Annotated in this window: 28 protein-coding genes and 1 pseudogene; 9 read left to right on the top strand and 20 right to left on the bottom strand. The window is 59.7% G+C overall.

The window, feature by feature from the left end; genetic code table 11:
• The first annotated feature begins 25 nt into the window (after nt 1–25).
• The 4 genes from RHIBR816_RS0133085 to RHIBR816_RS0133070 all read left to right on the top strand — a co-directional run bounded on the left by RHIBR816_RS0133085 (nt 26) and on the right by RHIBR816_RS0133070 (nt 3,081).
• On the top strand, nt 26–637 hold the full coding sequence (locus tag RHIBR816_RS0133085) for an adenylate kinase (protein ID WP_026187709.1): 612 nt from the start codon (nt 26–28) through the stop codon (nt 635–637).
• 315 nt (nt 638–952) lie between these two features.
• On the top strand, nt 953–1,327 hold the full coding sequence (locus RHIBR816_RS0133080; protein ID WP_018240871.1) for a Rid family detoxifying hydrolase: 375 nt from the start codon (nt 953–955) through the stop codon (nt 1,325–1,327).
• Entirely contained in the window at nt 1,314–1,499 is a 186-nt protein-coding gene (locus RHIBR816_RS0133075; protein ID WP_018240870.1) for a Rid family hydrolase, read from the top strand. The genes RHIBR816_RS0133080 and RHIBR816_RS0133075 overlap by 14 nt, the downstream gene beginning before the upstream one ends.
• A 115-nt stretch (nt 1,500–1,614) precedes the next feature.
• Complete coding sequence (locus RHIBR816_RS0133070; protein WP_034817685.1) at nt 1,615–3,081, top strand: NAD-dependent succinate-semialdehyde dehydrogenase; 1,467 nt, start codon at nt 1,615–1,617, stop codon at nt 3,079–3,081.
• Between the two features lie 302 nt (nt 3,082–3,383).
• Here the strand turns inward: RHIBR816_RS0133070 and ehuA are convergent, their stop codons facing one another.
• The 4 genes from ehuA to ehuB all read right to left on the bottom strand — a co-directional run bounded on the left by ehuA (nt 3,384) and on the right by ehuB (nt 6,614).
• Entirely contained in the window at nt 3,384–4,169 is a 786-nt protein-coding gene (ehuA, locus tag RHIBR816_RS0133065; protein WP_018240868.1) for an ectoine/hydroxyectoine ABC transporter ATP-binding protein EhuA, read from the bottom strand.
• Between the two features lie 15 nt (nt 4,170–4,184).
• Complete coding sequence (gene ehuD, locus RHIBR816_RS0133060) at nt 4,185–4,841, bottom strand: ectoine/hydroxyectoine ABC transporter permease subunit EhuD (protein WP_018240867.1); 657 nt, start codon at nt 4,839–4,841, stop codon at nt 4,185–4,187.
• Nucleotides 4,841–5,497 (bottom strand): ectoine/hydroxyectoine ABC transporter permease subunit EhuC, encoded by a 657-nt coding sequence (gene ehuC / locus RHIBR816_RS0133055; protein WP_026187708.1) that lies wholly within the window; start codon nt 5,495–5,497, stop codon nt 4,841–4,843. The genes ehuD and ehuC overlap by 1 nt, the downstream gene beginning before the upstream one ends.
• A 253-nt stretch (nt 5,498–5,750) precedes the next feature.
• Nucleotides 5,751–6,614 carry an ectoine/hydroxyectoine ABC transporter substrate-binding protein EhuB gene (gene ehuB / locus RHIBR816_RS0133050; RefSeq protein WP_018240865.1) on the bottom strand — a complete coding sequence of 288 codons (864 nt, stop codon included), beginning with the start codon at nt 6,612–6,614 and terminating at the stop codon, nt 5,751–5,753.
• Nucleotides 6,615–6,879: 265 nt separating this feature from the next.
• Between ehuB and RHIBR816_RS38960 the strand changes: the two are divergent.
• Nucleotides 6,880–7,076 (top strand): annotated as a pseudogene (locus tag RHIBR816_RS38960) (aldehyde dehydrogenase family protein); the annotation flags it as partial.
• Between the two features lie 34 nt (nt 7,077–7,110).
• Here the strand turns inward: RHIBR816_RS38960 and panD are convergent.
• From panD to traI, 13 genes are all read right to left on the bottom strand, one after another.
• Complete coding sequence (gene panD / locus RHIBR816_RS0133045; RefSeq protein WP_018240864.1) at nt 7,111–7,563, bottom strand: aspartate 1-decarboxylase; 453 nt, start codon at nt 7,561–7,563, stop codon at nt 7,111–7,113.
• Nucleotides 7,564–7,678: 115 nt separating this feature from the next.
• Entirely contained in the window at nt 7,679–8,983 is a 1,305-nt protein-coding gene (trbI, locus tag RHIBR816_RS0133040; RefSeq protein ID WP_018240863.1) for an IncP-type conjugal transfer protein TrbI, read from the bottom strand.
• 13 nt (nt 8,984–8,996) lie between these two features.
• A complete protein-coding gene (gene trbH, locus RHIBR816_RS0133035) occupies nt 8,997–9,458 on the bottom strand; it encodes a conjugal transfer protein TrbH (RefSeq protein WP_018240862.1) in 462 nt (153 codons plus the stop codon).
• Complete coding sequence (gene trbG, locus RHIBR816_RS0133030) at nt 9,458–10,303, bottom strand: P-type conjugative transfer protein TrbG (protein WP_018240861.1); 846 nt, start codon at nt 10,301–10,303, stop codon at nt 9,458–9,460. The genes trbH and trbG overlap by 1 nt, the downstream gene beginning before the upstream one ends.
• A 16-nt stretch (nt 10,304–10,319) precedes the next feature.
• A complete protein-coding gene (locus tag RHIBR816_RS0133025; protein ID WP_018240860.1) occupies nt 10,320–10,982 on the bottom strand; it encodes a conjugal transfer protein TrbF in 663 nt (220 codons plus the stop codon).
• Between the two features lie 17 nt (nt 10,983–10,999).
• Nucleotides 11,000–12,196, bottom strand: coding sequence for a P-type conjugative transfer protein TrbL (gene trbL, locus RHIBR816_RS0133020; RefSeq protein ID WP_018240859.1), 1,197 nt, complete (start codon nt 12,194–12,196; stop codon nt 11,000–11,002).
• On the bottom strand, nt 12,190–12,366 hold the full coding sequence (gene trbK / locus RHIBR816_RS0133015) for an entry exclusion protein TrbK (protein ID WP_018240858.1): 177 nt from the start codon (nt 12,364–12,366) through the stop codon (nt 12,190–12,192). The genes trbL and trbK overlap by 7 nt, the downstream gene beginning before the upstream one ends.
• Entirely contained in the window at nt 12,360–13,169 is an 810-nt protein-coding gene (gene trbJ / locus RHIBR816_RS0133010) for a P-type conjugative transfer protein TrbJ (RefSeq protein ID WP_052522786.1), read from the bottom strand. The genes trbK and trbJ overlap by 7 nt, the downstream gene beginning before the upstream one ends.
• Nucleotides 13,141–15,609 (bottom strand): conjugal transfer protein TrbE, encoded by a 2,469-nt coding sequence (locus RHIBR816_RS0133005; RefSeq protein ID WP_018240856.1) that lies wholly within the window; start codon nt 15,607–15,609, stop codon nt 13,141–13,143. Before RHIBR816_RS0133005 ends, trbJ begins: the two co-directional genes overlap by 29 nt.
• Nucleotides 15,610–15,619: 10 nt before the next feature.
• Nucleotides 15,620–15,919, bottom strand: a complete 300-nt coding sequence (locus RHIBR816_RS0133000; protein WP_018240855.1) for a conjugal transfer protein TrbD — start codon at nt 15,917–15,919, stop codon at nt 15,620–15,622.
• Complete coding sequence (gene trbC, locus RHIBR816_RS0132995) at nt 15,912–16,316, bottom strand: conjugal transfer pilin TrbC (protein WP_018240854.1); 405 nt, start codon at nt 16,314–16,316, stop codon at nt 15,912–15,914. Before trbC ends, RHIBR816_RS0133000 begins: the two co-directional genes overlap by 8 nt.
• Nucleotides 16,306–17,277, bottom strand: a complete 972-nt coding sequence (gene trbB, locus RHIBR816_RS0132990) for a P-type conjugative transfer ATPase TrbB (protein ID WP_018240853.1) — start codon at nt 17,275–17,277, stop codon at nt 16,306–16,308. Before trbB ends, trbC begins: the two co-directional genes overlap by 11 nt.
• Nucleotides 17,274–17,906 carry an acyl-homoserine-lactone synthase TraI gene (gene traI, locus RHIBR816_RS0132985; protein WP_018240852.1) on the bottom strand — a complete coding sequence of 211 codons (633 nt, stop codon included), beginning with the start codon at nt 17,904–17,906 and terminating at the stop codon, nt 17,274–17,276. Before traI ends, trbB begins: the two co-directional genes overlap by 4 nt.
• Nucleotides 17,907–18,257: 351 nt before the next feature.
• Between traI and repA the strand changes: the two genes are divergently transcribed.
• From repA to repC, 3 genes are all read left to right on the top strand, one after another.
• Complete coding sequence (gene repA, locus RHIBR816_RS0132980; RefSeq protein ID WP_026187705.1) at nt 18,258–19,475, top strand: plasmid partitioning protein RepA; 1,218 nt, start codon at nt 18,258–18,260, stop codon at nt 19,473–19,475.
• Between the two features lie 229 nt (nt 19,476–19,704).
• Complete coding sequence (gene repB / locus RHIBR816_RS0132975) at nt 19,705–20,718, top strand: plasmid partitioning protein RepB (RefSeq protein ID WP_018240850.1); 1,014 nt, start codon at nt 19,705–19,707, stop codon at nt 20,716–20,718.
• Nucleotides 20,719–20,922: 204 nt separating this feature from the next.
• Nucleotides 20,923–22,242 carry a plasmid replication protein RepC gene (repC, locus tag RHIBR816_RS0132970; protein WP_018240849.1) on the top strand — a complete coding sequence of 440 codons (1,320 nt, stop codon included), beginning with the start codon at nt 20,923–20,925 and terminating at the stop codon, nt 22,240–22,242.
• Nucleotides 22,243–22,253: 11 nt separating this feature from the next.
• Here the strand turns inward: repC and RHIBR816_RS0132965 are convergent, their stop codons facing one another.
• From RHIBR816_RS0132965 to RHIBR816_RS0132950, 3 genes are all read right to left on the bottom strand, one after another.
• A complete protein-coding gene (locus RHIBR816_RS0132965; RefSeq protein ID WP_018240848.1) occupies nt 22,254–23,153 on the bottom strand; it encodes a recombinase family protein in 900 nt (299 codons plus the stop codon).
• Between the two features lie 132 nt (nt 23,154–23,285).
• The gene (locus RHIBR816_RS0132955; RefSeq protein WP_018240846.1) at nt 23,286–23,690 is read right to left on the bottom strand and encodes a type II toxin-antitoxin system VapC family toxin; all 405 of its coding nucleotides are present in this window, start codon (nt 23,688–23,690) and stop codon (nt 23,286–23,288) included.
• Nucleotides 23,687–23,959 (bottom strand): AbrB/MazE/SpoVT family DNA-binding domain-containing protein, encoded by a 273-nt coding sequence (locus RHIBR816_RS0132950; RefSeq protein ID WP_018240845.1) that lies wholly within the window; start codon nt 23,957–23,959, stop codon nt 23,687–23,689. The genes RHIBR816_RS0132955 and RHIBR816_RS0132950 overlap by 4 nt, the downstream gene beginning before the upstream one ends.
• Nucleotides 23,960–24,391: 432 nt before the next feature.
• Here RHIBR816_RS0132950 and RHIBR816_RS0132945 point away from each other — a divergent pair, with 432 nt between their 5' ends.
• Nucleotides 24,392–25,498 carry an RHE_PE00001 family protein gene (locus RHIBR816_RS0132945; RefSeq protein ID WP_026187704.1) on the top strand — a complete coding sequence of 369 codons (1,107 nt, stop codon included), beginning with the start codon at nt 24,392–24,394 and terminating at the stop codon, nt 25,496–25,498.
• Nucleotides 25,499–25,753 lie beyond the last annotated feature (255 nt).

Here is a 25,753-nt window from a genome sequence, read left to right as displayed (position 1 = left end):
ACCACATCAAGGGTGAGGGAAGACATTGAAGTTGATATTGCTAGGCCCACCGGGGGCTGGAAAGGGTACGCAAGCCAACCGCATCTCTGAGTGTTTTGGCATTCCACATCTCTCGACCGGTGACATGCTCAGGACCGAAATCCGATCTGGATCATCACTGGGGAATATGCTCCGGGCGAAGATAGATGCTGGCATTCTCATCGATGACGAGACGATTTCGGAAATCGTCGCTCTTCGGCTCAGTCAGCCGGATGCGGCGTCGGGTTTCATACTTGATGGCTATCCACGCACACTGGCTCAGGCCAACGCATTGGACAAAATGCTGGTTGGAAGCGCTATTTCTGCGGTCATCGAGCTCGTCGTTAATGAAGACGTCCTGTCTGAGCGGATTCGCGCGCGTGCCGCTCAGGCGGTCAGCGCAGGAGCGGAGGTTCGATCGGACGACAATGCGGAAACACTGCGGGTGCGATTGAGTGCTTACTATGAAGCGACACGTCCATTGTCGCTGCACTACGCTATGAGAGGACTCTTGAAGCAGGTAAACGGACTTGCTTCGATCGAGGACGTCGCACAGGAGATCGCAAGCCTTCTCAACAGCATCCGGAAATCACCTATGCCGCGGGACGCTAATCGATGAGCGCAGGGATGCATTGCGGCATGAGCGGTTCAAGCACGTGCGTTGGGACTCGGGCCAATCGCATAACAGGAGCTAAGGTAGCAACGGTCTAAGGCGACCTTCTGGTCGGGCCTGAAGCGGATGACTCCGGACGATACGCTGGCCCGGCGGACTGGTTTTACCTTAACACCGGCTGCGACACGTCAGTCCGACCATGATTAACGGCTCCGGGGCGCTCACTAGCGATCTCGTGAGCGCCCGGCATGCCAGACCGCGTCGCTGAAGTGGCGGTCGTCCGCGGTGCATGGCGCACCCCCAACGAATTGGAGAACTTAGTTGATCACCGCTATTTCCACCGCCGATGCACAGGGCGCTGTCGACCCCTACTCCACCAAGCTCGGCAATCTGTTGCTCGTGACCGGACAGCTGCCGATCGATCCCGCAACGGGCGAATTCAGTTCCGCTGACGTCGTCGAGCAGGCCAGGCAGTGCCTTGAGAACCTCGCCGCCATCGCCGAGGCTGCTGGCACTGATCTTTCGAAGACCGTCAAGATCACGATGCTGCTGACCGACCTCGGTGATCTCGTGGAGGTGAGCCGCGTCTATACAAGCTTTTTCGCGGCACCTCTTCCGGCGAGTGCGTGCTATGAAGTCAAGGCTTTGCCGAAGGGAGTCAATGTAAAGATCGACGCTGTCATTGCAGTCGGCTGACCCGGAGAAGACGGATTTTGGCGATTTCGCCGAGGTCAACCGCGTCTATGCCGGCTTCTTCACGACGCCTTATCCGGCCCGCGCCTGCTACGAGGTCAAGGCCTTGCCGAATGGCGCCAAGGTCAAGATCGAAGCGGTCATCGCGGTCGATCGATCGGCTCGGAGTAAGTAATCACGTTCTGTGGCCGGAGCGATCGGCGAGGATCGCTCCGGTGCTGCCGTTTTAAGGGCGAGCGGCTATAGATGCGGCACGTTTCACTGCATGAGGAGGATCACCGTTGACGCTGATGCAGTCGCTGATCAGGCATCTCAAAAACCCCGCGCTGTTCGCCGACCTGGCGTCGGTCCCTGGCCTCACCGCAACAGGCGGCGTCAGGCGCTTCCCGGTTCTCAACCCCTCCACCGGCGAGCTTCTCGCGGAGCTTCCGGACATGGAGGCGGCGGACGTCGCAAGGGCAATCGACCGGGCTGATGCCGCGAGAGAGCATTGGGCGGGGCTCACCGCGCGTGAGCGCTCCGATGCCTTGTGGCAATGGCACCAGTTGATCCTCGACCACGGCAACGATCTCGCTTCGATCCTGACGGCCGAGATGGGCAAGCCGCTTGCCGAGGCGAAATCCGAAATCGCCCATGCCGCGGCCTATCTGCAATGGTATGCCGAGGAGGCCAACCGTATCTATGGCGAGACGATCTCCGCACCCTCCAACGACCGCCGTATGTTGGTGATCAAGCAACCGATCGGCGTTGTGGGCGCAATCACGCCCTGGAATTTTCCGGCGTCGATGGTGGCACGCAAGATTTCGCCGGCACTTGCCGCCGGCTGTACCGTCGTCCTGAAACCCGCCGAGCAAACGCCGCTCGTTGCCGGCGCCATGTTCGCCCTTGCCCGGCTGGCAGGTTTTCCCGACGGTGTTCTCAACCTGATCTATGCCTCCGAGGGCGATGCGGTCGGGCGCGACCTCTGCTTTAGTCCCAAGGTCCGCAAGATCAGCTTCACCGGATCGACGGAGGTCGGCCGACTGTTGATGCGGCAATGTGCGGACCAGGTCAAGAAGGTCAGCTTCGAACTCGGCGGCAACGCGCCCTTCATCGTCTTCGACGACGCCGATGTCGATGCGGCCGTCGACGGCGCGGTCCAGGCGAAGTTTCGCAATGCCGGCCAGACCTGCGTTTCGGCCAACCGGCTTTACGTCCATAGTAGTGTGCTTGACGAATTTGCTAATAAGTTCAGCGAGCGTGTTCGTACACTTCGCGTCGGCGACGGCTTCGATCCAGATGCAGCAATCGGCCCACTGATCGATGCGCGTGCTCTGGCCAAGATTGAAGACCATGTCAGTGACGCTGTTATCAAGGGAGGGTCGATCCGCTGCGGCGGCAACCGGATCGGCCGGTCCGGAACTTTCTTCGCGCCGACGGTGATCACCGACGTGACAAGCACCATGCGGATCGCCCAGGAAGAAACCTTCGGGCCGCTGGCGCCGATCATCCGCTTCGACGATCCCGACGCGGTGGTGCGCGCGGCCAACGACACGATCTACGGCCTTGCCGCCTACTTCTACGCTTCCAATCTCAAGCGGGTCTGGCGCGTCGCCGAAGCGCTCGAATACGGCATGGTCGGCATCAACACCGGACGCATGTCGTCCGAAGCCGCACCCTTTGGCGGCGTCAAACAATCAGGCATCGGCCGCGAGGGCTCACGCCACGGGCTCGAGGACTATCTCGAGATGAAATACCTCTGCATGGGCGGACTTTAACCAGCGCCCCGCGTCCGCAAGATGCCGTGTTAGGTGCGAGAGATCATCTGCGGAACCGGTGACGCATTGCCTCGTCGAAGATTAGCGCCTTCCCTTCGCCTTCAAGGACGTAATGTGGCTGTCGTCGAGATAGACCGGAGTTGCAGATGATGCCGAATTAGTTCCCGCTCCTGCCGCGTCAGGATGCCTTTTCCACATCGATCGTCCAATTGAAGCTACTCCGATGTGGTCGGGGCACCAATTCAGCTCACACGACTTCAGGGCTTCTTTCGATTGCCTTTCGATTTTAAAGGGCCGTTTCGCTAAATTCGATGGCCGGCAGCGAGAATCTTCTTCAGGAAAGCCTGCGTGCGCTCGTGCTTCGGCTGGCGGAAAATGTCGCCGGGTTTGCCCTCCTCAACAATCTTCCCGCGGTCAAAAAATAGCACGCGGTGCGCGAAGTCGTGCGCGAAACCCATTTCATGCGTGACGAGCAACATTGTCATGTCTGTCTCGGTGCTCAGTTGCCAGAGGACGCTGAGCACTTCTTCCACGAGTTCGGGATCAAGAGCCGAGGTGACCTCATCAAAAAGCATAACCTTCGGCTGAAGCGCCAGAGCGCGGGCGATTGCCACGCGTTGCTTCTGACCACCGGAAAGCTCCACCGGCATGCCCTTGGCCTTGTCAGCCAATCCCACCATATCCAGCAGTTCCATCGCGCGTTTCTCCGCGATGGGCTTAGCCACTCCTTTCGTGAGGATGGGCGCCAGCGTAATGTTGTCAATGACGGATTTGTGCGGGAACAGGTTGAAATGCTGGAAGACCATGCCGATCTTCTGGCGCGCGTTGGCCAAATGCTTTTCGTCTGCGGGAACGAGTTGCCCAGCGCGCTCCATGTGGCAAAGCTGCTCACCATCGATTTCGATATGACCGTCGTTTATTCGCTCTAGGGTCATCAAGATCCGCAGGATAGTCGTTTTACCGGAGCCCGACGGGCCAATCAGTGCCAGCCTTTCTTTGGGCATTACGTCTATCGATAGTCCGTCCAGCACACGGACGGCGCCGAAGCTTTTGCTGATGTTCTTGATCCGGATGATTGGCTTAGTCATGGTGCAATGCCGCCGTTATTGATAAATGCGTACCCGCTCTTCGAGAACACGAGCTAGGTAGGCGCAGACGAGACTTATGATCAGGAAAAACCCCCCGACCATCGTTACAGGCTCGAGATATTGATACGTTCTGCTCGCTGCGCCCAATGCCTCTCCCATAATCTCGTAGACCGTAATCGCCGAGAGAAGGGGTGTTTCTTTGAACATGGCGATCAGGTAGTTCGCGAGCGCCGGGACCATAGGCGGGATCGCCTGTGGGATGATAATGTGGCGCCAGGTCTGGCCGATGCTAAGGTTGCAAGCCTTCGAAGCCTCCCACTGTCCGCGCGAAATGCTCTCAATACCAGCGCGATATACCTCCGCAATATAAGTCGCATTGTGAAGGCCCAGTCCAATTACCCCGGCAGTTAACGGCGACAATACGATTCCAATATTGGGTAGAACGAAAAACAGAACATAGAGCTGCACAAGTAGCGGGGTGCCCCTGATGAAATCAGCGCAGAGCCCCACCGAACGTGCGATCCACGCCTGCTGTGAGCGTCGCCCAAGAGCAATGGCAAGCCCGATCACAATAGCAATCAAAAATCCCAGAAACGTCGCGACAATCGTGATTTTCGCGCCTTCCAGAAGGCGCGGAAGTATCGCAAACGCAAAAGCCCAGTTCCATTCCATTACGCTGACCTCGCCGGTTGCGTACGGTCCGCACCAAGTCGCCGTTCAGCAAGCTGGATTCCAGATTTGAGGAATGTCGAAATTGCAAAGTAAATGATCATGATGATGGCGAAGGGGAGTAGCGTTTGCCCAGTCTGATTCCGCACCAGTTGTGCTTGATAGGTCAGGTCGGGCAACGCAATTAGCGAGGCGATCGCAGTACTTTTTAGAAGTGTCACTGCCAGATTTCCGAATGGCGGCAACATGATGACGATAGCTTGAGGTATGATTACATGGCGTAGGCGTTGGAAATAATTTAAATTGAGGGCGACGCATCCCTCCCATTGGTCGCGCCCGATTGCGTTGATAGACGCACGGACAACTTCTGCTCCGTAGGCACCATAATTGAAGCCAAGCGCAAGAACAGCGGCTTGCATGGGGCTTAATTCGACGCCCATGAACGGGAGCACGTAAAAGGCCCAGAAAAGCTGTACGAAGAGCGATGTTCCTCGGAAAAATTCGATGTAGGCGATCGCTGCCGCCCGTACAGCGCTGTTTTTCGATAGGCGCCCGAGGCCCGCAAGGAAGGAGACAACGAGCGCAAGAGTCAAACTGAAGATGGTCAACGAAACGGTGGTCTGCAATCCTCTCAAAATAAGACTAAGACTCTCAACCATCGAATCAATCCTCGCACCCAGCTAAGTCAGCTAGTTGACTTTCGTAGAAGGCCGAACGGAGTGGCAATCGGCAGGCCAAAAAGGGCGTTGCGTTGAAACGCATCGGTGCAGCACGTCATGTCGTTGCCCACGGCTGCACCCCGCATGCATCAGTGGCCACTGACCTCGTCCCACCTTTTTGGCCAGGGTCCGGAATGGAACGACTTCACAGTTCCTGATCCTGGCCAGTAAACTGCCGGCGGTGTTTGCTGCCTTATTCGCCTGCACACAGCTTTTCGGTGGAGCCGTCTCGAGCCGCTTGAATGCTGTCTTTGGACAGGCCGTAGCGAGTGAGAATCTTTTCGTACTCGTCGGTCTTCTTGAATTCGTTCAAAGCCGCGCTAAAGGCCCCAAACAGTTCCTTGTCCTGCGGACGAAACGTGAAAGCGCCGTATTTGCGAAACGGCTTACCATTCACTATCGGTGGACCGGTCATTTCTGCGGACTCGACCTCCGAGGACTGCTTCACGAGATCAGCAATTGTAAGTTCCGTTGCATAGTACGCATCGGCGCGACCTGACGTCAGCGTTGCAATCGCGTCAGCCTTGCTCTGGATGTAGACACGATTTTCTCGCGGCACCTGATAGGCGTCAGGAATGATTTCATCAGCCCCCGACACGACAGCGAGCGTGGTCCCTTGCACTTTGAGCAAGTCATCGAAGCTATGAAGCTTCTTTGGATTGCCTTTGAGCACCAAGAGACCCGAGGTATAACTAGAGTTGGGTTGGGTGAACTGAACCTGCGCGCACCGCTCAGGCAAAATAGCCTGCTCGGCGGCCGCGAAATCAAAACGGTCTGCCTTAACTCCGGGAATGAGTCCAGCAAACGCAACAGAGCTCCACTGGATGTTGGTTACGCCGATCTTGCGAAGTACAGCAGCAGCCACGTCCGGGCCGATGCCGGCTCCCTTGTTTTCAGCGTCGATGAACCCGTACGGTTGCTCGTTCGCGACGACCACGCGAGCGTACCCCTTGTCTTTGATAGACTTGAGGTCATCAGCAGTGGCGCCACCATTTGAAAACACGGTCGCCCCGATAGCGACCGCGGTGAGAAATGTAGATCGTACGATTTTTCGCATACAGCTTCCCCTTGCGCTTTTTTTAGAACTTCATCGCCGGTGGCGCCGTTCTGCTCCTCAGTTCGGCATCACAATTCGGCAACCTGAACCCCTTCGATTGAGCATTCAACGAGCATATCTAACCCGCAGAGGCGCAGTTCACGCATTGCGCTTTCAGCTTGCAGGAAAGCTGCGTTGTGTGGGGCGATTGAGCAAAAAAACTGCGTCAGCTGGATCTTGAGCTTGGTCGGCGCCGTTGGTTCTGAACCTCTGTTGCAAGCCGCCCTATTTCTATGCCTCCAATCTCAAGCGGGTATGGCGCGTCGCCGAAGCGCTCGAATACGGCTGGTCGGCATCAACACCCGACATATGTCCTCCGAAGCCGCGCCCTTCGGCGGCGTGAAGCAATCGGGCATCGGCCGCGAGGGTTCACGCCATGGCCTCGAGGATTATCTCGAGATGAAATACCTCTGCATGGGCGGCTTTAGCCCGCCCTACCCAGCATGGGGATGCCGGGTTATGCGCGAGACACCATCAGCGGAACCGGCAAGGCATTTTGCGCCTGGTCGAGGATGTCGAAAGTGTATCGCCCTTCCGCATCGACGCCGACCGAATAGCTCAGCCGGTCACGAATGTGATTGTTCTCGTCGAAGGTGAGCACCTTCGGCTTCACCGATGTGATCCGGCTTTCGTCGAGATAGACCGAGTTGCAGATGATGACCTGGTCACCCGGCTGGCAGGTGCGCGCTGCCGCACCGTTCAAGATGCAGCATCGAGAGCCGCGCTCGCCGAGGATGACATAGGTGGAGATACGGTCGCCGGAATTCTTGTTCCAGATCTCGACGAACTCCATCGGCAGGATTCCCGCCTCCTCGCAATGGTCGGGATCCAAGGTGATCGATCCGTGATAGTTGAGATTGGCCTCGGTTACGTGGATGCCATGGAGTTTGCCTGCGACGAGTTTTCTCACGTTCCCTCACCTTAGGTTTCGTGGTCGCTTCATTAGAGCAAAGCGCACTAAAGATGAAGGCGTTCGAGACCGAAATTTGACGCTCTGGCCCGGACGTCGTTGCGGCCCCAGCAGCTTAGTTTCGATAAGGGCCCGGAAAGACGATGTCCTGATCAACCAGCACGTTGAACTTGTAACCGGGCCGGATCTCGAGGGTCGGCTGGACATTGAGGTTGCGGCTGATCGTCTGTTCGGCGACACGGCCAAAGCTCTCCGCAAAATTCCGCCGGGCCGCGTCCGACGCCGTCTCCTGCGTCGCCAGCGTAGAGCTCTCAGGCATCGAGGCGTCGATCCCGGTCCCGATCAGCGCGATCAGCGCCGCCGAGCCGAAAGTTCGCCAATAGTGGTTGTTCACCTTGTCATGGAAACCGCCATAACCTTCCGCATCCGTGCCGGCCATGCCGCCGATCTGCAGTGTAGAACCGTTAGGAAAGATCAGGTCGGTCCAGACGACGAGAACGCGGCTCTGCCCGAAGGACACCTTGCTGTCATAGCGGCCGAACAGTTTTGCACCTTGCGGGATCAGCAACCGATGGCCGGTGGCGCTGTCATAGACGTTCTGGCTGATCTGCGCAGAAATGCGGCCGGGTAGGTCGGAATTGATGCCGGTGATCAGTGTCGCCGGGATCACCGAGCCGCGTTTCAGTTCAAACAGCGACTGCCGCGGCACGACCCGGTTCGGCAGATAGCCGAGTTCCTTGAGATCGGAGTTGAAGAAGTCCTCCTTGGACTTTTGACCGTTCTGGTCGACGTTCTGGCCGAGGCCGTTGTTCAGGGCGGCCGCGTAAAGGTCCGGTAGCGCAGCGTTCGCGGTCGACGATGCCGTGGTCTTGTCGGCGGCTGCCTGGTCGCTGGATTTCGCATTTGCCTCGAGCTTGCTGCGGTCGATAGCGAGTGGCGCGTCATAGGCCGCGTCATTGGCCTGCAGCCGTGCCATCCGCTGACGATGTCGCTCACGCAGATATTGCTCGCGCTGTTCGCGCTCCAGGCGCGCGCGCCAGGCCGCCTCCGACTCCAGTGCCTGGGTCTTTTGCGGTTCCTCGCGGCTCACCGGTTGCGAGGTGAACGGATTCTTTGTGTCTTCCTTCTTCTCGACCGGCGTCGGCTGGTAGGTGACCTGCTGCTCGGGATCGCCGATGATGCCGTCTGTGACGCCGCGTTTGATCTGATCAGCGAAGGTCGAGGCCGGCGTTCCTGGGTTCGTCTCGAGCCCCGCGTCTTTGTTGAAGAACAGCCCGCGCGAAGTCAGCCCGTAAAAGATCACCCCGAGAAAGACGATCACCAGCACGATGACGATGATGATGGGCAGGCGGTTGATCCGGCGCATGCCGGCTTGTGCTTCCTCGTTTGTGGAGCCGCCGAGCTTGAGAGATTGTATCATGGCCCTCTCCCCCTCACCCGCGCTTCAGCAACGACAGCGCGCTAGCCGGTGTCGCCCCGTTCGCAGTGACGGTATAGGCGCGCCCAAGCTCGACCTTGGATGTGGAGAGCCGTGCCAGCAACTGGCGCTCGAAGGGCACGATCACATAGGCAAGCGGAATGACGGTCTTCTTGTCGTCTGTCTTCTGATCGGTGACGACGGCATAACCCCAGCCTTTGAGCGCCGCCTCGAGCGCCTGACCGAAGGGAGAAGTATCGGGCTTGAGTGCTATCGTCGCCTTGCCCGGCCCGATCTGCTCGGCGAGACGACTGACCATATCGCCGGCGATCGCACTCGCCGCCGGACCGGAAATCTCTGGCGGCGCGTCGCTGGCGACGAGACTATCTGTTCCAACGCTCTCGCATCCGGAAAGCAGAAGGACGATGAGGCCGGCGGCGGCGAGCCGGCGGATCGGGCGAGAGGGGAGAGCGCGCATCACCGCCCTCCCCGCCGGATCGTTACCTTCTCCTGTTTCCAGCCAACCCCGGACACCAGCACCGCCCGGTCGACATTGTAGTCGACGATCATCATGTTGTTCTTCATGCGGTAGTTGACGATCCGGTTCTGGCCGCCGGAGACGACGAACAGGACCGGCGCGTCCTGGCCAGAAATCCGGCGCGGGAACTGGATGTAGGTCTTCTGGCCGTCGCTATAGACGCGCGTCGGCCGCCATCTGGCCCGGCCGGAGACGGAATAGGAGAAACTCAACTGCTCTGCCGGCACATTGGCGCCGGGAATGGTGCTTGCCTCCAGCCTCGCATTGATGTCGGCGAGCTTGGCCGACACGTCCTCCGGATATTCGAAGCCGATGCGCGCCATATATTGGGTCGGATGGGACTTGAGCTGAATGTGGTAAGTACGCCGCGACGTCGTCACCACCATCGAGGTGACAAGCCCCGGTTCGGACGGCTTGACGATCAGATGAATCGCCTGCCCGCCGGCAGCCCCCGAGGTCGCCGGTTCGACCTTCCAGCGCACCGTATCGCCGACGAGAACGTCGCGCACCACCTCGCCCGGCTGCAGCTCGATATCGCAGACCTGCAGCGGCGAGCAGACGACAGACGGCTGCACCTCGCCAAAGAGGAAGATCACCTTGCCGTCGTCGCCCCGGGTCACCAGGCCGCGGGTGCCACGCCACTTGCCGGAGATGTCGATGCCCTTTGCCTCGTTGGCGGAGACATCTCCAGCCAGTGCATTCGGTGAAAAAGCGGTTCCAGCGATCAAGGCGCATGCCAAGGTGAGGATAAGTCTGGCGTGGCCAGTCAAGATGGTCGTAGTCATGGGATGGCCATGCCTTTCAAAGCTGTGCAGTCCAGTCGAAGTCCTTGAGATAAAGGCCGATCGGGTTGAGGCGGATGACGCCCTCATCCTGGGGCGGGGTCAGTGTCACGGTGGCGATGCCGCGAAACCGGCGCACCGCGGTTTCCTTGCCCTTCCGGTCGCGCTCGAACTCGGTCCAGTCGATCTGGTAGGACTGGTTCGAAAGCGCCACGATGTTGTTGACCTCGATGGCGACCGTCGCGTTCTTCGCTTTCTCGAAGGGCGAACTCGACCGAAACCAGGCATTGACCTTCTCCGTCGCCGGATCGGAGGTCCTGAGCAGCGCATAGGTCCGGTCGATATATTGCTTCTGCACCACGGCATCGGGTGAGACGGAGCGGAAGTTCGAGACAAAGCCGCCGAGCGTCGCCCGCACGACACGGGGATCGGCATATTCGATCTGCTGCGGGAAGCCGGCCGTCACGGCCGTCCCCAGCTTGTCGACCTCGACGATATAGGGGACGAGCTTGACTTGCGTGCTCTGGTAGAGCGCATAGGAAAAGCCGACGACCGCCATGAGCATGCCGGTGATGCCGACGAGCCGCCAGGCTGATGCAGATTTCACATAGGATCCGTAGCGCTCGTTCCATTCCTGGCGGGCGGCAAGATAGGGGTTATCGGGGGCGCGATTGGCTGCCATCTTCCCGTCCTCTTTGATTATGATTGATCGTGACGTTCGGGAGAGGGCGTGCGCCGACCGGAGCCGCTGCGGTTTCCGTCCAGTTTGGCATTGGCCAGGCCGAGCAGCGATCCGGCATAGGCGCCCGGAGAGCCGATCGCCTTTTCTTTCGCCGCCGACCCGGCCGCTGCCCCCGCCGACCAGACCCCGGCGCCCATCCCACGCAGAGCAGCGCCCGCGAATGACGATCCAGCTGCCCGCGCTGACTGGCCTGCCGCAAAGCCGGCGCCGGCAGCACCTGCGGCGAGAAATGCGCCGCCCGCCGCAAAGGATGCTGCCTGGCTGCCGTGCCGGATCGCCTCCATGCCGCCAGAAACCGAGGCGCCCTGCACCACGCCCTGGATGATGGTCGGCACATAGATCGCGATGATGAAGACCACGACGGCAATGCCGGCGATTGCGAGCGCCGTCTGGAACTGGTCGCCAACCTGAGGCTCGTTCGCCAACCCGATCAGCACTTCCGAGCCGATGCGGGAGATCATCACCAGCGCCATTAGCTTCATGCCGACCGAAAACGCATAGACCAGGTAACGGATGGCGAAATCCTTGGTGTAGGAGGAGCCGCCGAGGCCGAGCATGATCATGCCGGCCAGCAGACCCAGATACATCTCGACCATAACGGAGACAAAGATCGCCGCGACGAGGGAAAACGCGATGACGACGACGACCATGGCGAAGGCGGCCGAGATCGCCAGTGCGTTGTCTTCGAAGAGCCCAAACTGGATCTTTTCCGACATCTTGGTTGCAACGGCGAGGCCGGCATTGAAGACGTCGGCGGGGGATGCCGTGCCGCCACCGGCGCCGATCTGGAAGAGGCTATCGACGACCGCCTTTGCGAAGGCGGGGCCCTGGGTCAGAACGAAGGTGAAGAAGCCGACGAACAGGATCCGCCGGACGAGCTCCGCGAACCAGCTGTCGAGGGAAGCCGCCTGAAGGGCGAGCCACACAGCCGCTATGCCGATCTCAATGCCGGCGAGGATCCAGAACAGCGACTTTGCTGCGTCCATGACGGTGGTTTCCCACCCCTTTGCCGCCGTCGTGATCTGGTTCTGCAATGAGGTGAGCACTGAGCCTTCCTGGGCCAGTGCCGGCTGCGCCGCTATTGCCGCGACCGCGGCGACCAGCACCACTGTCCGCAGCGCACCGAGACGTTTTGAGGTCATGGGCATCACCATTCGACCTTCATCTTCTCTCCACCGGACGTCGGGTAGGTCTTTGACGAGCCGAAAAAGTTGGCACGGCGCTCCTGGGCCGCCTGCTTCTCGGAGATGAGGAACCATAGGCCGGCAGTGCCGATGGCAAGCACGATCGCGATAGCGATCAGGATCAGCTTCGTGTTCACCAATCGACCCTCATCTTTTCGCCGCCGGAGGTGGAAGGCGCCGTCGAGCTGAAGAACTCGTTCCGCCGGGCTTGGGCGAGGTCCTTCTGCGCCTGTTCCGACTGATACCATGTGCCCATCATGGTCATCTGCTGCGAGACCAGGCCGCGGAGCTTCTGAAGCTGCGCTACCTCCTGGGTGGCGATCTCGTGACCGACCTGCAGCGCCTTCATCTGGCCGTCGGCGCTCTCCGACATCGATCTCAAGGACGACATGGTCGATTCCTCACTCGCGAACTGCTCGGCGGTGAGGTTTGCCGCCTTCAGCGTGCCGGCGATCGTGTCGCGATTGGTGTCGGACCAGGATTGGTAGGTGGTGGAAAAGCTTGCCTGGCTCGGCAGGTTGGTTTGCATCTCGGCGTAGCTTTGAAACCGCTGCTTGAGCTGGTCGTCGATATTGCCCATCGAAAACGCGATCCCCTGCCCCTGCCCGACGATGCTCTGCAGCCGGCTTAGATCGCTTTCGACCTGGCCCCAGACGTGGTCGGGCAGTTGCGCGGTGTTCTGCAGCATGTTCTCGTAGATCCTCAGCTGGTTCTGGATCTGCTCCGCAAGCTGGTTGATCTGGGTGATCTGGTTGTTCACCTGTTCGGCCGACTTGCCGACCAGTGCCACGAGCTCCGCATTGTTAGCGAGCTGGGTGAACTCCGTCGCCTCGCCGGTGACGCCGCCGGCTTGGCCCGTTGCAGGCAGCGCCATCGCTGCTGCGACGGCGAGAATGGCGGCGGCGGTCCGTCGATCAGACGTCGTGTAGATAAGTTTCCGCATGAGCAATCCCTCTCTGTTGAAGCCAGTGGCGTGGCCATGAATCCCCGTGTTCCGCCTCAAGCGCACGGATGCGCTTGAGGTCTTCCTTGCCGGATGCGCCGACAAAGGAGAGCGTGACGGACCCGAGCGCCATGTCGAAGAGCCGGCGGCCATCGGGCGAGGCGACGTAGTATTCCCGCTTCGGGAGCGCGGTCGCGACGATCTCGACCTGCCGCTCGTTGAAACCGATCCGCTCATAGAATTCGCGTGTGCCGGGCTCGCGCGCCGCCCCATTCGGCAGGCAAATCTTGGTCGGGCAGCTTTCCTTCAGCACATCGATGATGCCGGAGCGTTCGGCGTCTGAGATCGACTGGGTGGCGAGCACCACCGCGCAGTTGGCCTTGCGGAGCACCTTCAGCCATTCGCGGATCTTGTCGCGGAACAGCGGATGGCCAAGCATCAGCCAGGCCTCGTCGAGAATGATGAGACTTGGGCTCCCGGTGAGCCTCTTCTCGACCCGGCGGAACAGATAGGTGAGGACCGGCACGAGATTGCGCTCGCCCATGTTCATCAGTTCTTCCACTTCGAAGCACTGGAAGGCGCCGAGCGTCAGGCCGTCCTCCTCGGCGTCGAGAAGCTGCCCCATCGGTCCGTCGACGGTGTAGTGATGGAGCGCGTCCTTGATCTCGCGCATCTGCACGCCGCTCACGAAATCCGATAGCGACCGGCCGCGCGACTCCGCCATCAATGCGATCTGCCGGGAGATGGCGTTGCGATGATCCGGTGTCATCGTGACACCCTGCAGCGCCACCAGCGTCTCCAGCCATTCCGCCGCCCAGGCGCGATCGCCGTCGGTCGAGAGTTCGGCCAACGGGCAGAAGGCCAGCCGAGGCGAAGTCCCCTCCCCTGCTTCGGCTGCATCGCCGCCGATCTCGTAGTGATCGCCGCCAACGGCCAATGTCAGCGGCAGCATCGACCGTCCCTTGTCGAAGGCGAAGACCTGGGCCTCCCTGTAGCGGCGAAACTGCGCCGCGATCAGCGAAAGCAGTGTCGACTTGCCGGATCCGGTCGGGCCGAAGATCAACGTATGGCCGACATCGTCGACATGAAGGTTCAGCCGGAATGGGGTCGAGCCGGTGGCGACCTGCATCAGTGGCGGCGAGCCAGGCGGATAGAACGGGCAAGGCGCCATCGGGCTACCCGACCAGACGGAATTGAGCGGCACGAGATCGGCGAGGTTGCGGGTATTGATCAAGGGCTCGCGAATATTGGCGTAGGAGACGCCCGGCAGGCTGCCGATAAAAGCATCTGTCGCATTGAGCGTCTCGATCCGGGCGCCGAAGCCTTCCGCCTGGATCAGCCGGCGAATGGCCTCGCACTTCTCCTGGCAGCGTGGCTGTTCGTCGTCGAAGAGGACGATGACCGGGGTATAGTAGCCATAGGCGACGAGCTGCGAGGCCGCTTGCGCGATCGCATCTTCTGTCTCGGCCACCATCGTCATGGCGTCCTGGTCGAGCGAGCGGCTTTGTGTCTGGAACAGCTGGTCGAAGAATGGCCTTACCTTCTGTTGCCATTTCTTGCGGGTGCGCTCCAGCCGCACCCGCGCTTCCTGCTCGTCGAGGAAGACGAAGCGGCTCGACCAGCGATAGGTGAGCGGCATGAGGTCGAGCGCATTGAGAATGCCCGGCCAACTCTCCGCCGGCAGGCCGTCGATCGCCACGACACCTAGGAAGCGGTTTTCAACGGTCGGCGTCAGCCCGTGCTGCAGTTCGGCTGTCACCAGCCAGTCGAGATACATCGGGATTTCCGGCAATCGCACGGGATGGTTCTCGCCGGTGACACAGAAACGGATGAACTGGAAGAGTTCGTCATAGCGCGCGACCCGAAAGCCGCCGCGGTCCTCCGTCTCTTGCGTCAGCATCCGGCGTATCGTGACGACATTGGCGAGATACTGTTCGACCTCGCGGATCGAGGTGCGGAAGGTGTCGAGCGCGCTGTCGGCATAGCTGGCTGAGCGGCTGGCCGCATCGGAATAAACATAGCGCGTCAGCCCCGAGCGCCGCGGCTCGGGCGGCCGCCAGGTCAGGATCAGCGCATGCCGGCTTTCGAAATGTCCCCTCTCCCGCTCGAAATGTGCGCGCCGCTCCGCGTCGATCGCCCGCGTGACAGGATCCGGGAAATGGCAATCCGCCTCGGCCGGATAGTCGGTCGTCGGAACACGTGCTGCCTCGACCTGGATCATCCAGCCGGAGCCGAGGCGTGCCAGGATCGCATTGATCTGCCGGCTGATCTCGTTGCGCTCGGTGTCGGTCGAGCTCTCGCTGTCCGGGCCGGCAAAGTACCAGCCTGCCATCAGGCTGCCGTCCTTGAGGAGCATGACGCCGCTATCGACGAGACCGGCATAGGGAACGAGGTCGGCGAATGACGGACCGGCGTGACGGAAACGCTTCAGAACTACCATATTTGCCGCCTCAATAGCGCCGCCAGGGCGTCGATGTCGCCCTGTATGAGGACTTGTAGGAGACGTGCCGCAGATAGACGCGGCGCATCAACGGATCGGCCTTCGCCATCATCCGAAGCGCGGCAATGGTCACGAGCCAGAGCGCCAGCCCAAAGATCGCCGCATACCAGGTGAGCACGACGAAGATCAGGATGACGGCCGCGAGCCCGCTCAGGAGCACAAGCTCGCGATCCGCACCCATCAGCAGATTGGGGCGTGACAAGGCGCGATGGATCCGTGAGCGCACAAGGTTGGAGACGGTGTCAGCCACGAGCCCCCTCCCCTTTCGGATGCGCAAGCTCGGTCTGGCTTGCCAGACTATCCCGTATCTGTGGCTCGAGGCTGCCGATCGTCGCACCGGTCGCACCAAACAGGCCGACGATCTGGGTCGCCCCAAGCAGGACGCCGCCGACCAGCGCGATGTAGCAAAGCCGTCGCGCAAAGTCGTTGAGCTCACCCCCGAAGATCAGCATGCCGCCGGCGATTGCCACGGCTGCGAGCGCAATGAAGCCGGCGACAGGGCCGGTGATCGATTGCTGGATCTGTTGCAGCGGCGACTCCCAGGGGAGGCCGCCGCCCCCCGATGACGCAAGCGCTGGCGCTGCCAGAATCATCGACACCAGGAGAAGGGCACCGCCGGTGAATAGGGGATGACGCTTACGCTGCATGACTGTCCTCATCGATCTGGGCATAGTGTTCGGTCTGGTAGGTCGTGCCCCTGAAACCCTCGACATGGATCACGTCGCGCACACGCCGGCCGCGCCCGGTCCGCTCGATCGACACGACCAGGTCGACGGCTTCGCCGATCACTTCGCGCATGGGCTGCTGGCTGGCCTCGGCGGTGAGCTGCTCAAGGCGCCGAAGCGCGGACATCGCTGTGTTGGAATGCACGGTGGTGACGCCGCCGGGGTGGCCGGTATTCCAGGCCTTAAGCAGCGTCAGGGCCGCGCCGTCGCGCACCTCGCCGACGATGATCCTGTCTGGGCGCAATCGCATCGTGCTTTTGAGGAGCCGTGCCATGTCGACCGTGTCGCTCGTGTGGAGCGAGACGGCGTTCTCGGCTGCGCACTGGATTTCGGCGGTGTCCTCGAGGATCACCATGCGATCCTCCGGCGCGGTCGCGACGATTTCAGCGATCACGGCATTGGCAAGCGTCGTCTTGCCCGACCCGGTCCCGCCCGAGATCACGATGTTCATGCGCGATGAGATCGCGCTGCGCAGGACAGACGCCTGGGTCTCGGTCATCACCTTGTTCTTCACATACTCGTCGAGCGGAATGAGACGCGACGCCCGGCGGCGGATCGTAAACGTCGGCGCCGAGACGACCGGGGGAAGCAGGCCTTCGAACCGGTGGCCGCCGATCGGTAACTCGCCGGATATGATCGGCTGCTCGTGGTCCGCTTCGGACTGCAGGGCGTGCGCCACACTGCCGATGACGACCTCGGCCGCCGCCGCTGTCAGTTCGCCGGCCGGTGCGATGCCGTGCCCAAGCCGCTCGATGAACAGCCGCCCATCCGGATTAAGCATGATCTCGGCGACGCTCGTGTCATCGAGCGCCACGCAGAGCTGGTCGCCCAGCGCATCCTGAAGTTTGCGCACCAGGCGCGAATGGGAGGGAAGCCGGGTCACGCCGCACCCCTGATATCATTTTCCGGTGCGAGCGTTGAACGGTATCCCGCCGGCAGAACGCGCTCGAAGCTTGTGCGATCGGCCGGCAGGATGCCGGCGACGGCCGTCGTATTGCCGATCGCGGCGGGTTCGCCCAGTCGCCGCATCGGCCATCCGGCACGTTTGAGGATGCGTTCGAAGCGAAGATCGGTCGCCGTGACGATCTCGCTGTAGCCGTTGGTCATCGACCACTCGATGATGCCGGCAAACATCGTCAGGGTCGCCTGGTGCAGCTGGCCCCCTCCTCTGCCCGCTTCAAGGGAGGTGTCGACGCAAAAGCGCGAGCTCTCGACCATTCCCATGTGAGCGGCGAGCGCGCCGGTGGCCAGCAGCGTGGGAAAGGTCCGCTCCAGCATGGTCGGCCCGAGGGCGGGAAGAAGCCGGGCGCAGCCCGCTACCCGATCGGTCGCGTCCACGGCCAGGATATAGGTCGGTCCAACCGCGTCATACTCATCGCGCTCCTCGGCGGCCGCGATCTCCACGTCCCAGCTCAAGCGCGATCCAAAGATCAGTGCACGAAGGCGGTGCATCTGCGTCAGCAGGCTGCGATGGCGCTCATAAAGGTCTGGCGAAACGACGAGAATGCGCATGATCCACTCCGTTGAGAATCGAATTGCGCATCTATCAATCACCACGACTCGGTGGTGGCTAGGTGCAATTTTGCACCTCGGTGATTCTGCCGAATCGGGGTTTAGTGCGGCGAAAGAGCTTAATTAACGTGTGGATGACCAATGCAGATCTGCATTTCTCACACGTCGCCGCAAAGAGGATGAGTTCGCTAACTATCAGATAACAAATGACTATTCCACGTTTGGCCTAAAGGAGGCGATAGCGCGTTAATCTTTTGTTAACCAAAAACGCCTTGCAACCAAACACGCATTCAGTAATCGTCACGGAAAAATGGCATTACATGCCGATTAACCGTGACAAGAGATTTCACCGTGAGCAAAGTCGCTGCCGTATCCCGAAATGATCGCCCTTCGGTAGATGTCACCATAGGTGAGCACGCTGAACAGCTGAGCTCTCAGCTGCAAGCTATGAGCGAAGCTCTGTTTCCTCCGACTTCGCACAAGAGTTTGCGCAAGTTCACGTCCGGTGAAGCAGCGCGCCTAATGAAGATATCTGACTCGACTCTTCGAAAGATGACCCTGGCAGGTGAAGGCCCGCAGCCTGAACTCGCCAGCAATGGAAGACGCTTCTACACCCTCGGACAGATAAATGAGATACGGCATATGCTGGCGGGTTCTGCCCGTGGGCGCGAAAGCACGGAGTTTGTACCCCATAGGCGCGGCTCGGAGCATTTACAGGTCATCGCGGTAACGAACTTCAAGGGGGGCTCTGGCAAGACGACCACTTCAGCTCACCTTGCTCAGTATCTTGCGCTGCAGGGATACAGGGTTCTCGCGGTCGACCTAGATCCGCAGGCTAGCCTTTCGGCACTCCTCGGTGTTCTGCCGGAGACGGATGTGGGTTCCAACGAGACGCTATATGCGGCGATCCGGTATGATGACTCGAGGCGGTCACTTAGAGAGGTCATCCGTCCGACTTATTTTGATGGCCTCCATCTCGTTCCCGGAAATCTCGAGCTCATGGAGTTTGAACACACGACTCCAAAGGCCCTGGCCGGTCGCGGCTCACGCGATGGGCTGTTTTTCACCCGCGTCGCAGAGGCGCTCGACGAAGTTGCCGATGATTATGACGTCGTCGTTATTGACTGCCCTCCCCAGCTTGGCTTCTTGACGCTCGGTGGCTTGTGTGCCGCGACATCAATGGTCATCACGGTGCATCCTCAGATGCTCGACATAGCCTCCATGAGTCAGTTCCTGCTTATGACCCGCGACCTTCTGGGTGTCGTGAAGGAGGCCGGGGGGAATCTCCAATACGACTTCATCCGCTACTTGCTCACTCGTTTCGAGCCTCAGGACGCACCGCAGACGAAGGTCGCCGCTCTATTGCGCAACATGTTTGACGACCATGTCCTCACCAATCCAATGGTGAAGTCTGCGGCGGTCTCGGATGCTGGCCTCACGAAGCAGACTCTCTATGAGATTGGGAGAGAGAATCTGACGCGGTCTACATATGACCGTGCAATGGAAGCTTTGGATTCGGTAAATGCCGAAATCGAGGCCTTGATCAAAACTGCGTGGGGCCGGGCATGACGGCTGTTGCGGACTATGACCACCTGTTGTTGGGAGCTCCCAACAGGAATGTTCCATTTACGAACTTCTTGATGGCTCTCCGCAGTGCTTTTCTGCCGTATTCCAATTTGAAAATTTCGGGTGATTTCCTGCACTTTTCGTTCCGCCAAGGTTTGTTGGGAGCTCCCAACAGGCTACGCAAATCAGCGGAAATCAATCGCGTGAGAACTAGGCCGCAGGGGTTAATGCCATGAGCCGTAAAGACGCAATCGACTCATTGTTCCTCAAGAAGCCTGTGGCGAGCGAGAAAGCCACAGCTGATAAATCAGCTGCTCGTGTACGTACAGGCGCGATCTCGGCAATGGGCTCTTCGTTACAGGAAATGGCAGAGGGAGCCAAAAACGCTGCCCGACTTCAGGATCAATTGGCTTCTGGCGAGGTCGTTGTTTCCCTAGATCCTTCAACGGTGGAGGGATCTACGATTGCCGATCGGTTGCCGACAGCCATCGATCCGAAATTCGATCAACTCAAGGCAAGTATTGCGGAGAACGGGCAGCAAATTCCGATTCTTGTTCGACCTCATCCGGAAAAGACTGGCCGCTATCAGATCGCATATGGTCGGCGTCGGTTGCGGGCTGCCGCCGATTTGGGTCTAGAGGTATCGGCTATTGTCCGTACTCTCACAGATCGCGAGTTGGTCGTCGCTCAAGGGCGGGAGAATCTAGACCGAGCCGATCTTTCGTTTATCGAGAAAGCGCTCTTTGCACTCCGACTTGAAGACGCTGGATTTGATCGGGCGACCATCACCGCGGCACTATCAACGGACAAGGCTGATATAAGCCGGTATATAGCCGTTGCGCGGAGCATACCAGAAAGGCTCGCTGTTCAGATCGGTCCGGCCTCGAAAGTCGGTAGGTCGCGTTGGGTGGCTCTCGCCGACAGCCTTGGGAAACCTAGGATCAAGGAGGCGGTCGAGACGGTTCTGGAATCTGGATCGTTTAAAGCTGCGGATAGCGATGCTCGTTTCGCGCTCGTTTTCGATATTGCATCAAAGCGCACGACGAAACCTTCCAAGAAAGTAAAAGCCTGGAGTACGCCGAAGGGCAAAAAAGCGGCGCGCATTCAGCAGGAGGCGGGAAGGACGGCCTTAATTTTTGATGAGAAACTGGTGCCGTCCTTCGGAGAATATGTCGCAGACCAATTGGATCGTCTCTACGTCCAATTTATTGAAACGAGCGGAGGAGGAAACGCCGACCCAGAGTGAGGCCTTGATCGATAGGCTCGCTGGACAACAGTAGATTATCACCACCCGCAAAAGAAAAAGGCCCCGAAACGAATTTCGGAACCCCTTCTCTGTAGTGTCGCAACTAAGAGAATCGCATTTCCGAGAATCGCCGTCAAGAGCCTTCTGAGGCTCAACGCCGTTCCGGCGAGCAAATTTCTTTTGCCTAACGAAAGGTAAAAGGAAATGCACAGGCATATCTCAACGACGCCCTTTGGGCGGCGGCCGATGATGCTCGGCCACATAGCAAGCCAGATGACGGCGAAGGCTGTCTCACCCGAAACTGTCGCTCACAAGTGGCAGGTCTTTCAGCACATCCGCGAAGCGCGCGAACTGATCGGTGCTACAGATCGCTCCCTCACGATCCTCAACGCCCTACTGACGTTCCATCCGGAAACCACGCTCTCCGGAAATGGTGAACTTATCGTCTGGCCCTCGAATGAACAACTCGCGGCACGGGCCAACGGTATGCCGCCCACGACGCTGCGCAGGCATATCGCGGTCCTTGTCGACTGCGGCTTGATCATCCGCCGCGATAGCCCCAACGGCAAGCGCTTCGCCCGCAAGGACCGGAGAGGAGAGGTCGAGCAGGCCTACGGCTTCGACTTGTCGCCGATCGTGGCGCGAGCAGACGAGTTTCGCGAGCTGGTGGAAGCAATGCAGACCGAGAAGAAGGCTTTTCGCGTTGCCAAGGAGCGCTTGACGTTGCTCCGGCGTGACATCGTCAAGATGGTTGAAACCGGCATTGAAGAGAACGTTCCTGGCAACTGGGGCAGGGTCACACAGACCTACCAGGCGATTATTGCGCAACTGCCGCGCTCCGCACCCAGGCAGCTTGTGGAGGAGATTACCCAGGCACTTCACGAGCTCTATGTTGAAATCCGTGAAGTGTTGGAATCATTCGTGAAATTGCAGAATCTGGACGCCAATGAGTCCCATTCCGGTCGTCACATACAGAATTCAAAACCAGACTCTAATTTTGAATCTGAATACGGCCTAGGAGAAAAAGATGAAGCGGACGGCAACGCTGCCGAAACCGACAACGTACGGAGCCTGCCGAGGCGAGATCTGCCATTGGGGATCGTACTGGATGCTTGCCCCGAAATTCGCGAACTGGCGCGCGGAGGGGCAATCCGGCACTGGCGCGACTTGCTCGCCGCGGCGGAGGTCGCCCGGCCGATGCTGGGGATCAGCCAGAGCGCTTGGCGGGAAGCATGCGAGGTCATGGGCGAGCAGCATGCGGGGATCACGCTGGCCGGAATCTACCAGAGGGCCGATCAGATCAACAACGCCGGTGGCTATCTGCGCAGCCTGACCGATCGCGCCAAAGACGGGAAGTTCTCGACCTGGCCGATGGTCATGGCCTTGCTCCGGGCGAAACTCGACGCGCAAAAGCAGACCGACAACCTGGATAGGGGCCGATCGAATGATACGGCTGAAGCCGGGGATCGCCTGCAGGTGTCGGATTCGCTGTTGAAGAGCCTGCAGAGGCCGAAATCGCGATGAAGGGCTTGCGGTTATCCGGTGCTGGAAATCAGTCCCGATCGGCGGGCCCGGTCGAGGAGGTTCTTTACGGAAGAGGGCGACCACTTGGAGCCGCCTCGCGGCGTTCGCTCGTGCAACCGTTCGAGCTGGGTCGCGATCTCGCGCAGCGTCAGGTCCGGGTTGGACGAGTGGATGCCGGCCACCAGCGTCATCAAGCGATCCTCGGGCAGGCGGGGAGGGGACTTGCGAAGCAAAGCCGGATCGGCCATGCGCTCCGCAACCATCCACTTCACGGCACGACGAAGGCGTTCCGGCGTCCAGGCGAGGCCGCGTTGCTTGAGCACTCGGGCGATGTCGTCCCAGGTATGATCCGGTCGCATGCGCCGAACCGTCGGGAGCCATTGGTTGGCGGAAGCCTGGATGCGATCGCCGTAAGCCGCCTTCTGCACAGCGGTCATTTCGGCGAGCGCCTCGGGGCGCTTTTCCCGGATACCGGGATTGCCCGGCAGTCGACCCTTAGCCTTTGCGGCCTTGATGCCCGCCTTGGTTCGCTCGGAGATCAGCGCGCGTTCGAGCTGTGCCACGGCGCCCAGCACCTGGAGAGAAAACATGCCCTGCGGTGTGGTCGTATCAATCGGATCGCGAAGCGAGCGAAAATGCGCATTCTTCGCTGTCAGATCGTCGATCACCTCGAGCAGATGGCTGACCGAGCGCGCAAGGCGATCGAGCCGCACGACGACGAGCGTGTCTCCGGTCTTGATCTCACGCAGGAGGTTGGCCAGGGCAGGGCGCGCCCGCGATGCGCCGGACCCGTGTTCTTGGACGATGAGGTCGCAGCCGGCCGAGCGGAGTTCAATCTCCTGAGCTTCAGTCGCCTGCTCGTCCGTCGAAACTCGCGCATAGCCGATAAGCTGGCCCCGCGGCTGTTTCATGCCTGCCTCGCTTGCAGATCGGGAAGATACGATTTGACGATGCTATCGACATTTCCGGAAAACGTGTCGATGAAACCGAAAAATGGCGACATATCATCCTCAGCGCTTGTCAGCGCCGTGTGAGCGTCCCTGCTATCTATCAAGCCAGTTTTCCAGATTGAGCCCGCGAATGCGCTCGAACTCGCGCGTGTTGTCCGTCACAAGTGTCAGGTCGAGCGCAGAGGCATGCGCGGCGATCAATAGATCGTTGAGGCCAATGCTCTGTCCCGCCGCTTCCAACTCCGCACGGATGCCGCCGTACTTGATGTCAGCAGGTACATCCATGGGCAGTATGGGAAGCGTTTCGAGCACGCTTTCGACCTTGGCCAGTAGCTTGGCTGATCCCTTTTTTGCGCAGCCATATCGCAACTCCGCTGCGACGATAATGCTGGTGCAAATCTCTTTGGGATCGATTTCTTCGATGCGGCGTGCCGCCGGTCCGAAAGGATTGCGTATGATGTCGCTGATGATGTTCGTATCGAGCAGGTACCCGTTCAAAAAATATTCTCCGGCTTTGCAGGCATATCCTCAATATCCGGGAACTGGTCTTCAGGCCCGAGCGGAGGCTCCTTCTTCCACTCGGCAATAAGCTCAGCCAAATTGGACGGCCTGGTTAGAGGCTCGATGATGAGCTTATCCCCTTCGCGGTGGATCAGCACGCGATCTCCGGGTAACTCAAATTCCGCAGGGATGCGCACCGCCTGGCTACGGTTGTTGCGGAACAGCTTGACTTCTTTCGGTCTGGATGAGGGCAATGAAATAGGCATATGGCAGCCTCCGTTGTATATGCCAAAATGTATATGCCTTGTCTCGCCGATTCAAGTCCGATTGCTGGTTCGTTGCGCGCATGGTTGGGCGCGTAATGTCGCCCGGGCCATCCTCTAGTCTTGGCGGCTACACTCGGCCGATAAGAAGGCCTTGGGCACCGAAGCGGTCGTCTCAGATCGGATTTCCAAATGTAGAAGACGCGGACAACTGATCGTTTGTAAACGTCTCTAGGCCTACTTTTCTGCGTTCGTTAGCAACGGAAAAGCTGCAAAAGCTGGAGTTTTCGTCGATCTGAAGCCCTCGATGCCGGCGTTGTTCAATCCGGCAGTTGGGGTGGCGTCATATTGTACGCGCGCGAGGAAAATCATCTGCTATGATTGAAGCTAGTGATTGGATAGCTTCAATATCGCGTCAGAAATTGAGCGAGAACAATGTTTTACGAAATTGGTGATTTTCCTAGAGAGATGCTCGCGGCAATTGGAAAAGCCGAGGATCAGGTCGCGCGCCTCGACGAAGTCGTTCGGCGCAGCCCTGTCAGAGAGGGCTTCATCGAACGGTCTCATTTTTTCGAGGCAGTGGCAAGCATGTGGGTAACCGGAGAGTTGGTCCATGTAGAAGACCTGGTTCTTCACGATGCCGAGCGCGATGTTCGAGCTCCCACGCACGACATCACCATTGCCCACACTATCCTTCGAACGCGGAGACGTATCGCCGGGGCAGAGGCGGATTGGGCGATGAGCCAATCAGGGATCGACGACCTGATTGGGCGGCCTTCGGCCCCGGCCGATAGGAAGGAAAGGGGGGAGGGGGCGCGGCGCTCGTTTGCTGTAGTTGCTTTGGATGAGGAGCACGATGGCTTCGCCGCGGAGATGGCGGAAATCGACGCGCTTCTTGACCGTTCGGCTCGCACGCTCGAATCCGCGGCGAAGAGCCAGGAAAACAAAGCGGGTTCTTTAGCCGTCGGCGAGCTGATCGTCCGGGATCCGGACTGGGATGAGGGCGGCCGGATCTCGGAGTGGAGAGCTGTTATGCAAGAAGTCTCCGCGATGCCGCCGACGCTCGGCGCTGCGATCATATGGGACGCATGGGAGACCCTGGAACCGCTACAAAGGCAACATTGGCTGGGAGCGCAGCTGGTTAACGCCTATCTCCGGTCGCGCGGCAAGGTTTCGTCGCATCTATTCGGACTGAATTTCGGCCTGAAGGCTGTGCCCCGCGAGCGGCGGCGGTCCCGCGACCGAACGGTGCGATTGCTCGCGGGTCTGGAGGCTATGGCGGATGGGGCAGAGCTGTCGATCAAGGAAATCATTCGGCTCGGGCAGGTGCGAGACCGTTTTCAGCGAAAGCTGCAAGGAAAGCGCTCGTCAAGCAACTTGCCCCGCCTCGCGGAACTACTTATAGCCCGGCCGATCGTGTCCGCTTCGGTGATCATGAAGGAATTGAAGGTGAGCCACCGAGGAGCGCTCAATCTGGTCGCCGAGCTGGGCGTCCGTGAAGTGACCGGACGGGACAGCTTTCGTGCATGGGGTGTAATTTAGAACGAGGTGGTGTTCTTTGCCTGTTAGTCGAATTGAACGAATTGTCGGCGGTCTCGTCATCGGGCGCGTCGAAAGCGGCTCGGACGGCAACTATTCGTGCCATCATTTCGGGTCGAATGTGGCTCCCGTGCTGCATGCAAGATTGGATGATGTTGCCGACTTTCTTCGCGCTCATCCCCGAAGTGGTGTTCGGATGAATCCTGGGTGGGGCAAGATCTCGCGCAACATCTATATCGACGGCGTGTTGCTGCGCTG

The organism is Ensifer sp. BR816 (genome assembly GCF_000378985.1).
In the GTDB taxonomy this organism is placed as follows: Bacteria; Pseudomonadota; Alphaproteobacteria; order Rhizobiales; family Rhizobiaceae; genus Sinorhizobium.
The sequence above is the reverse complement of the archived record's forward strand: the minus strand, read 5'-3'. Positions and strand labels throughout refer to the sequence as shown.

Coding starts and splice junctions, on each gene's coding strand:
- RHIBR816_RS0133070 (WP_034817685.1), top strand. CDS start 1,615: ATGCAGTCGCTGATCAGGCATCTCAAAAACCCCGCGCTGTTCGCCGAC.
- ehuA (WP_018240868.1), bottom strand. CDS start 4,169: ATGACTAAGCCAATCATCCGGATCAAGAACATCAGCAAAAGCTTCGGC.
- ehuD (WP_018240867.1), bottom strand. CDS start 4,841: ATGGAATGGAACTGGGCTTTTGCGTTTGCGATACTTCCGCGCCTTCTG.
- ehuC (WP_026187708.1), bottom strand. CDS start 5,497: ATGGTTGAGAGTCTTAGTCTTATTTTGAGAGGATTGCAGACCACCGTT.
- ehuB (WP_018240865.1), bottom strand. CDS start 6,614: ATGCGAAAAATCGTACGATCTACATTTCTCACCGCGGTCGCTATCGGG.
- trbI (WP_018240863.1), bottom strand. CDS start 8,983: ATGATACAATCTCTCAAGCTCGGCGGCTCCACAAACGAGGAAGCACAA.
- trbH (WP_018240862.1), bottom strand. CDS start 9,458: ATGCGCGCTCTCCCCTCTCGCCCGATCCGCCGGCTCGCCGCCGCCGGC.
- trbG (WP_018240861.1), bottom strand. CDS start 10,303: ATGACTACGACCATCTTGACTGGCCACGCCAGACTTATCCTCACCTTG.
- RHIBR816_RS0133025 (WP_018240860.1), bottom strand. CDS start 10,982: ATGGCAGCCAATCGCGCCCCCGATAACCCCTATCTTGCCGCCCGCCAG.
- trbL (WP_018240859.1), bottom strand. CDS start 12,196: ATGGTGATGCCCATGACCTCAAAACGTCTCGGTGCGCTGCGGACAGTG.
- trbJ (WP_052522786.1), bottom strand. CDS start 13,169: ATGCGGAAACTTATCTACACGACGTCTGATCGACGGACCGCCGCCGCC.
- RHIBR816_RS0133005 (WP_018240856.1), bottom strand. CDS start 15,609: ATGGTAGTTCTGAAGCGTTTCCGTCACGCCGGTCCGTCATTCGCCGAC.
- trbC (WP_018240854.1), bottom strand. CDS start 16,316: ATGCAGCGTAAGCGTCATCCCCTATTCACCGGCGGTGCCCTTCTCCTG.
- traI (WP_018240852.1), bottom strand. CDS start 17,906: ATGCGCATTCTCGTCGTTTCGCCAGACCTTTATGAGCGCCATCGCAGC.
- repB (WP_018240850.1), top strand. CDS start 19,705: ATGAGCCGTAAAGACGCAATCGACTCATTGTTCCTCAAGAAGCCTGTG.
- repC (WP_018240849.1), top strand. CDS start 20,923: ATGCACAGGCATATCTCAACGACGCCCTTTGGGCGGCGGCCGATGATG.
- RHIBR816_RS0132965 (WP_018240848.1), bottom strand. CDS start 23,153: ATGAAACAGCCGCGGGGCCAGCTTATCGGCTATGCGCGAGTTTCGACG.
- RHIBR816_RS0132950 (WP_018240845.1), bottom strand. CDS start 23,959: ATGCCTATTTCATTGCCCTCATCCAGACCGAAAGAAGTCAAGCTGTTC.
- RHIBR816_RS0132945 (WP_026187704.1), top strand. CDS start 24,392: ATGTTTTACGAAATTGGTGATTTTCCTAGAGAGATGCTCGCGGCAATT.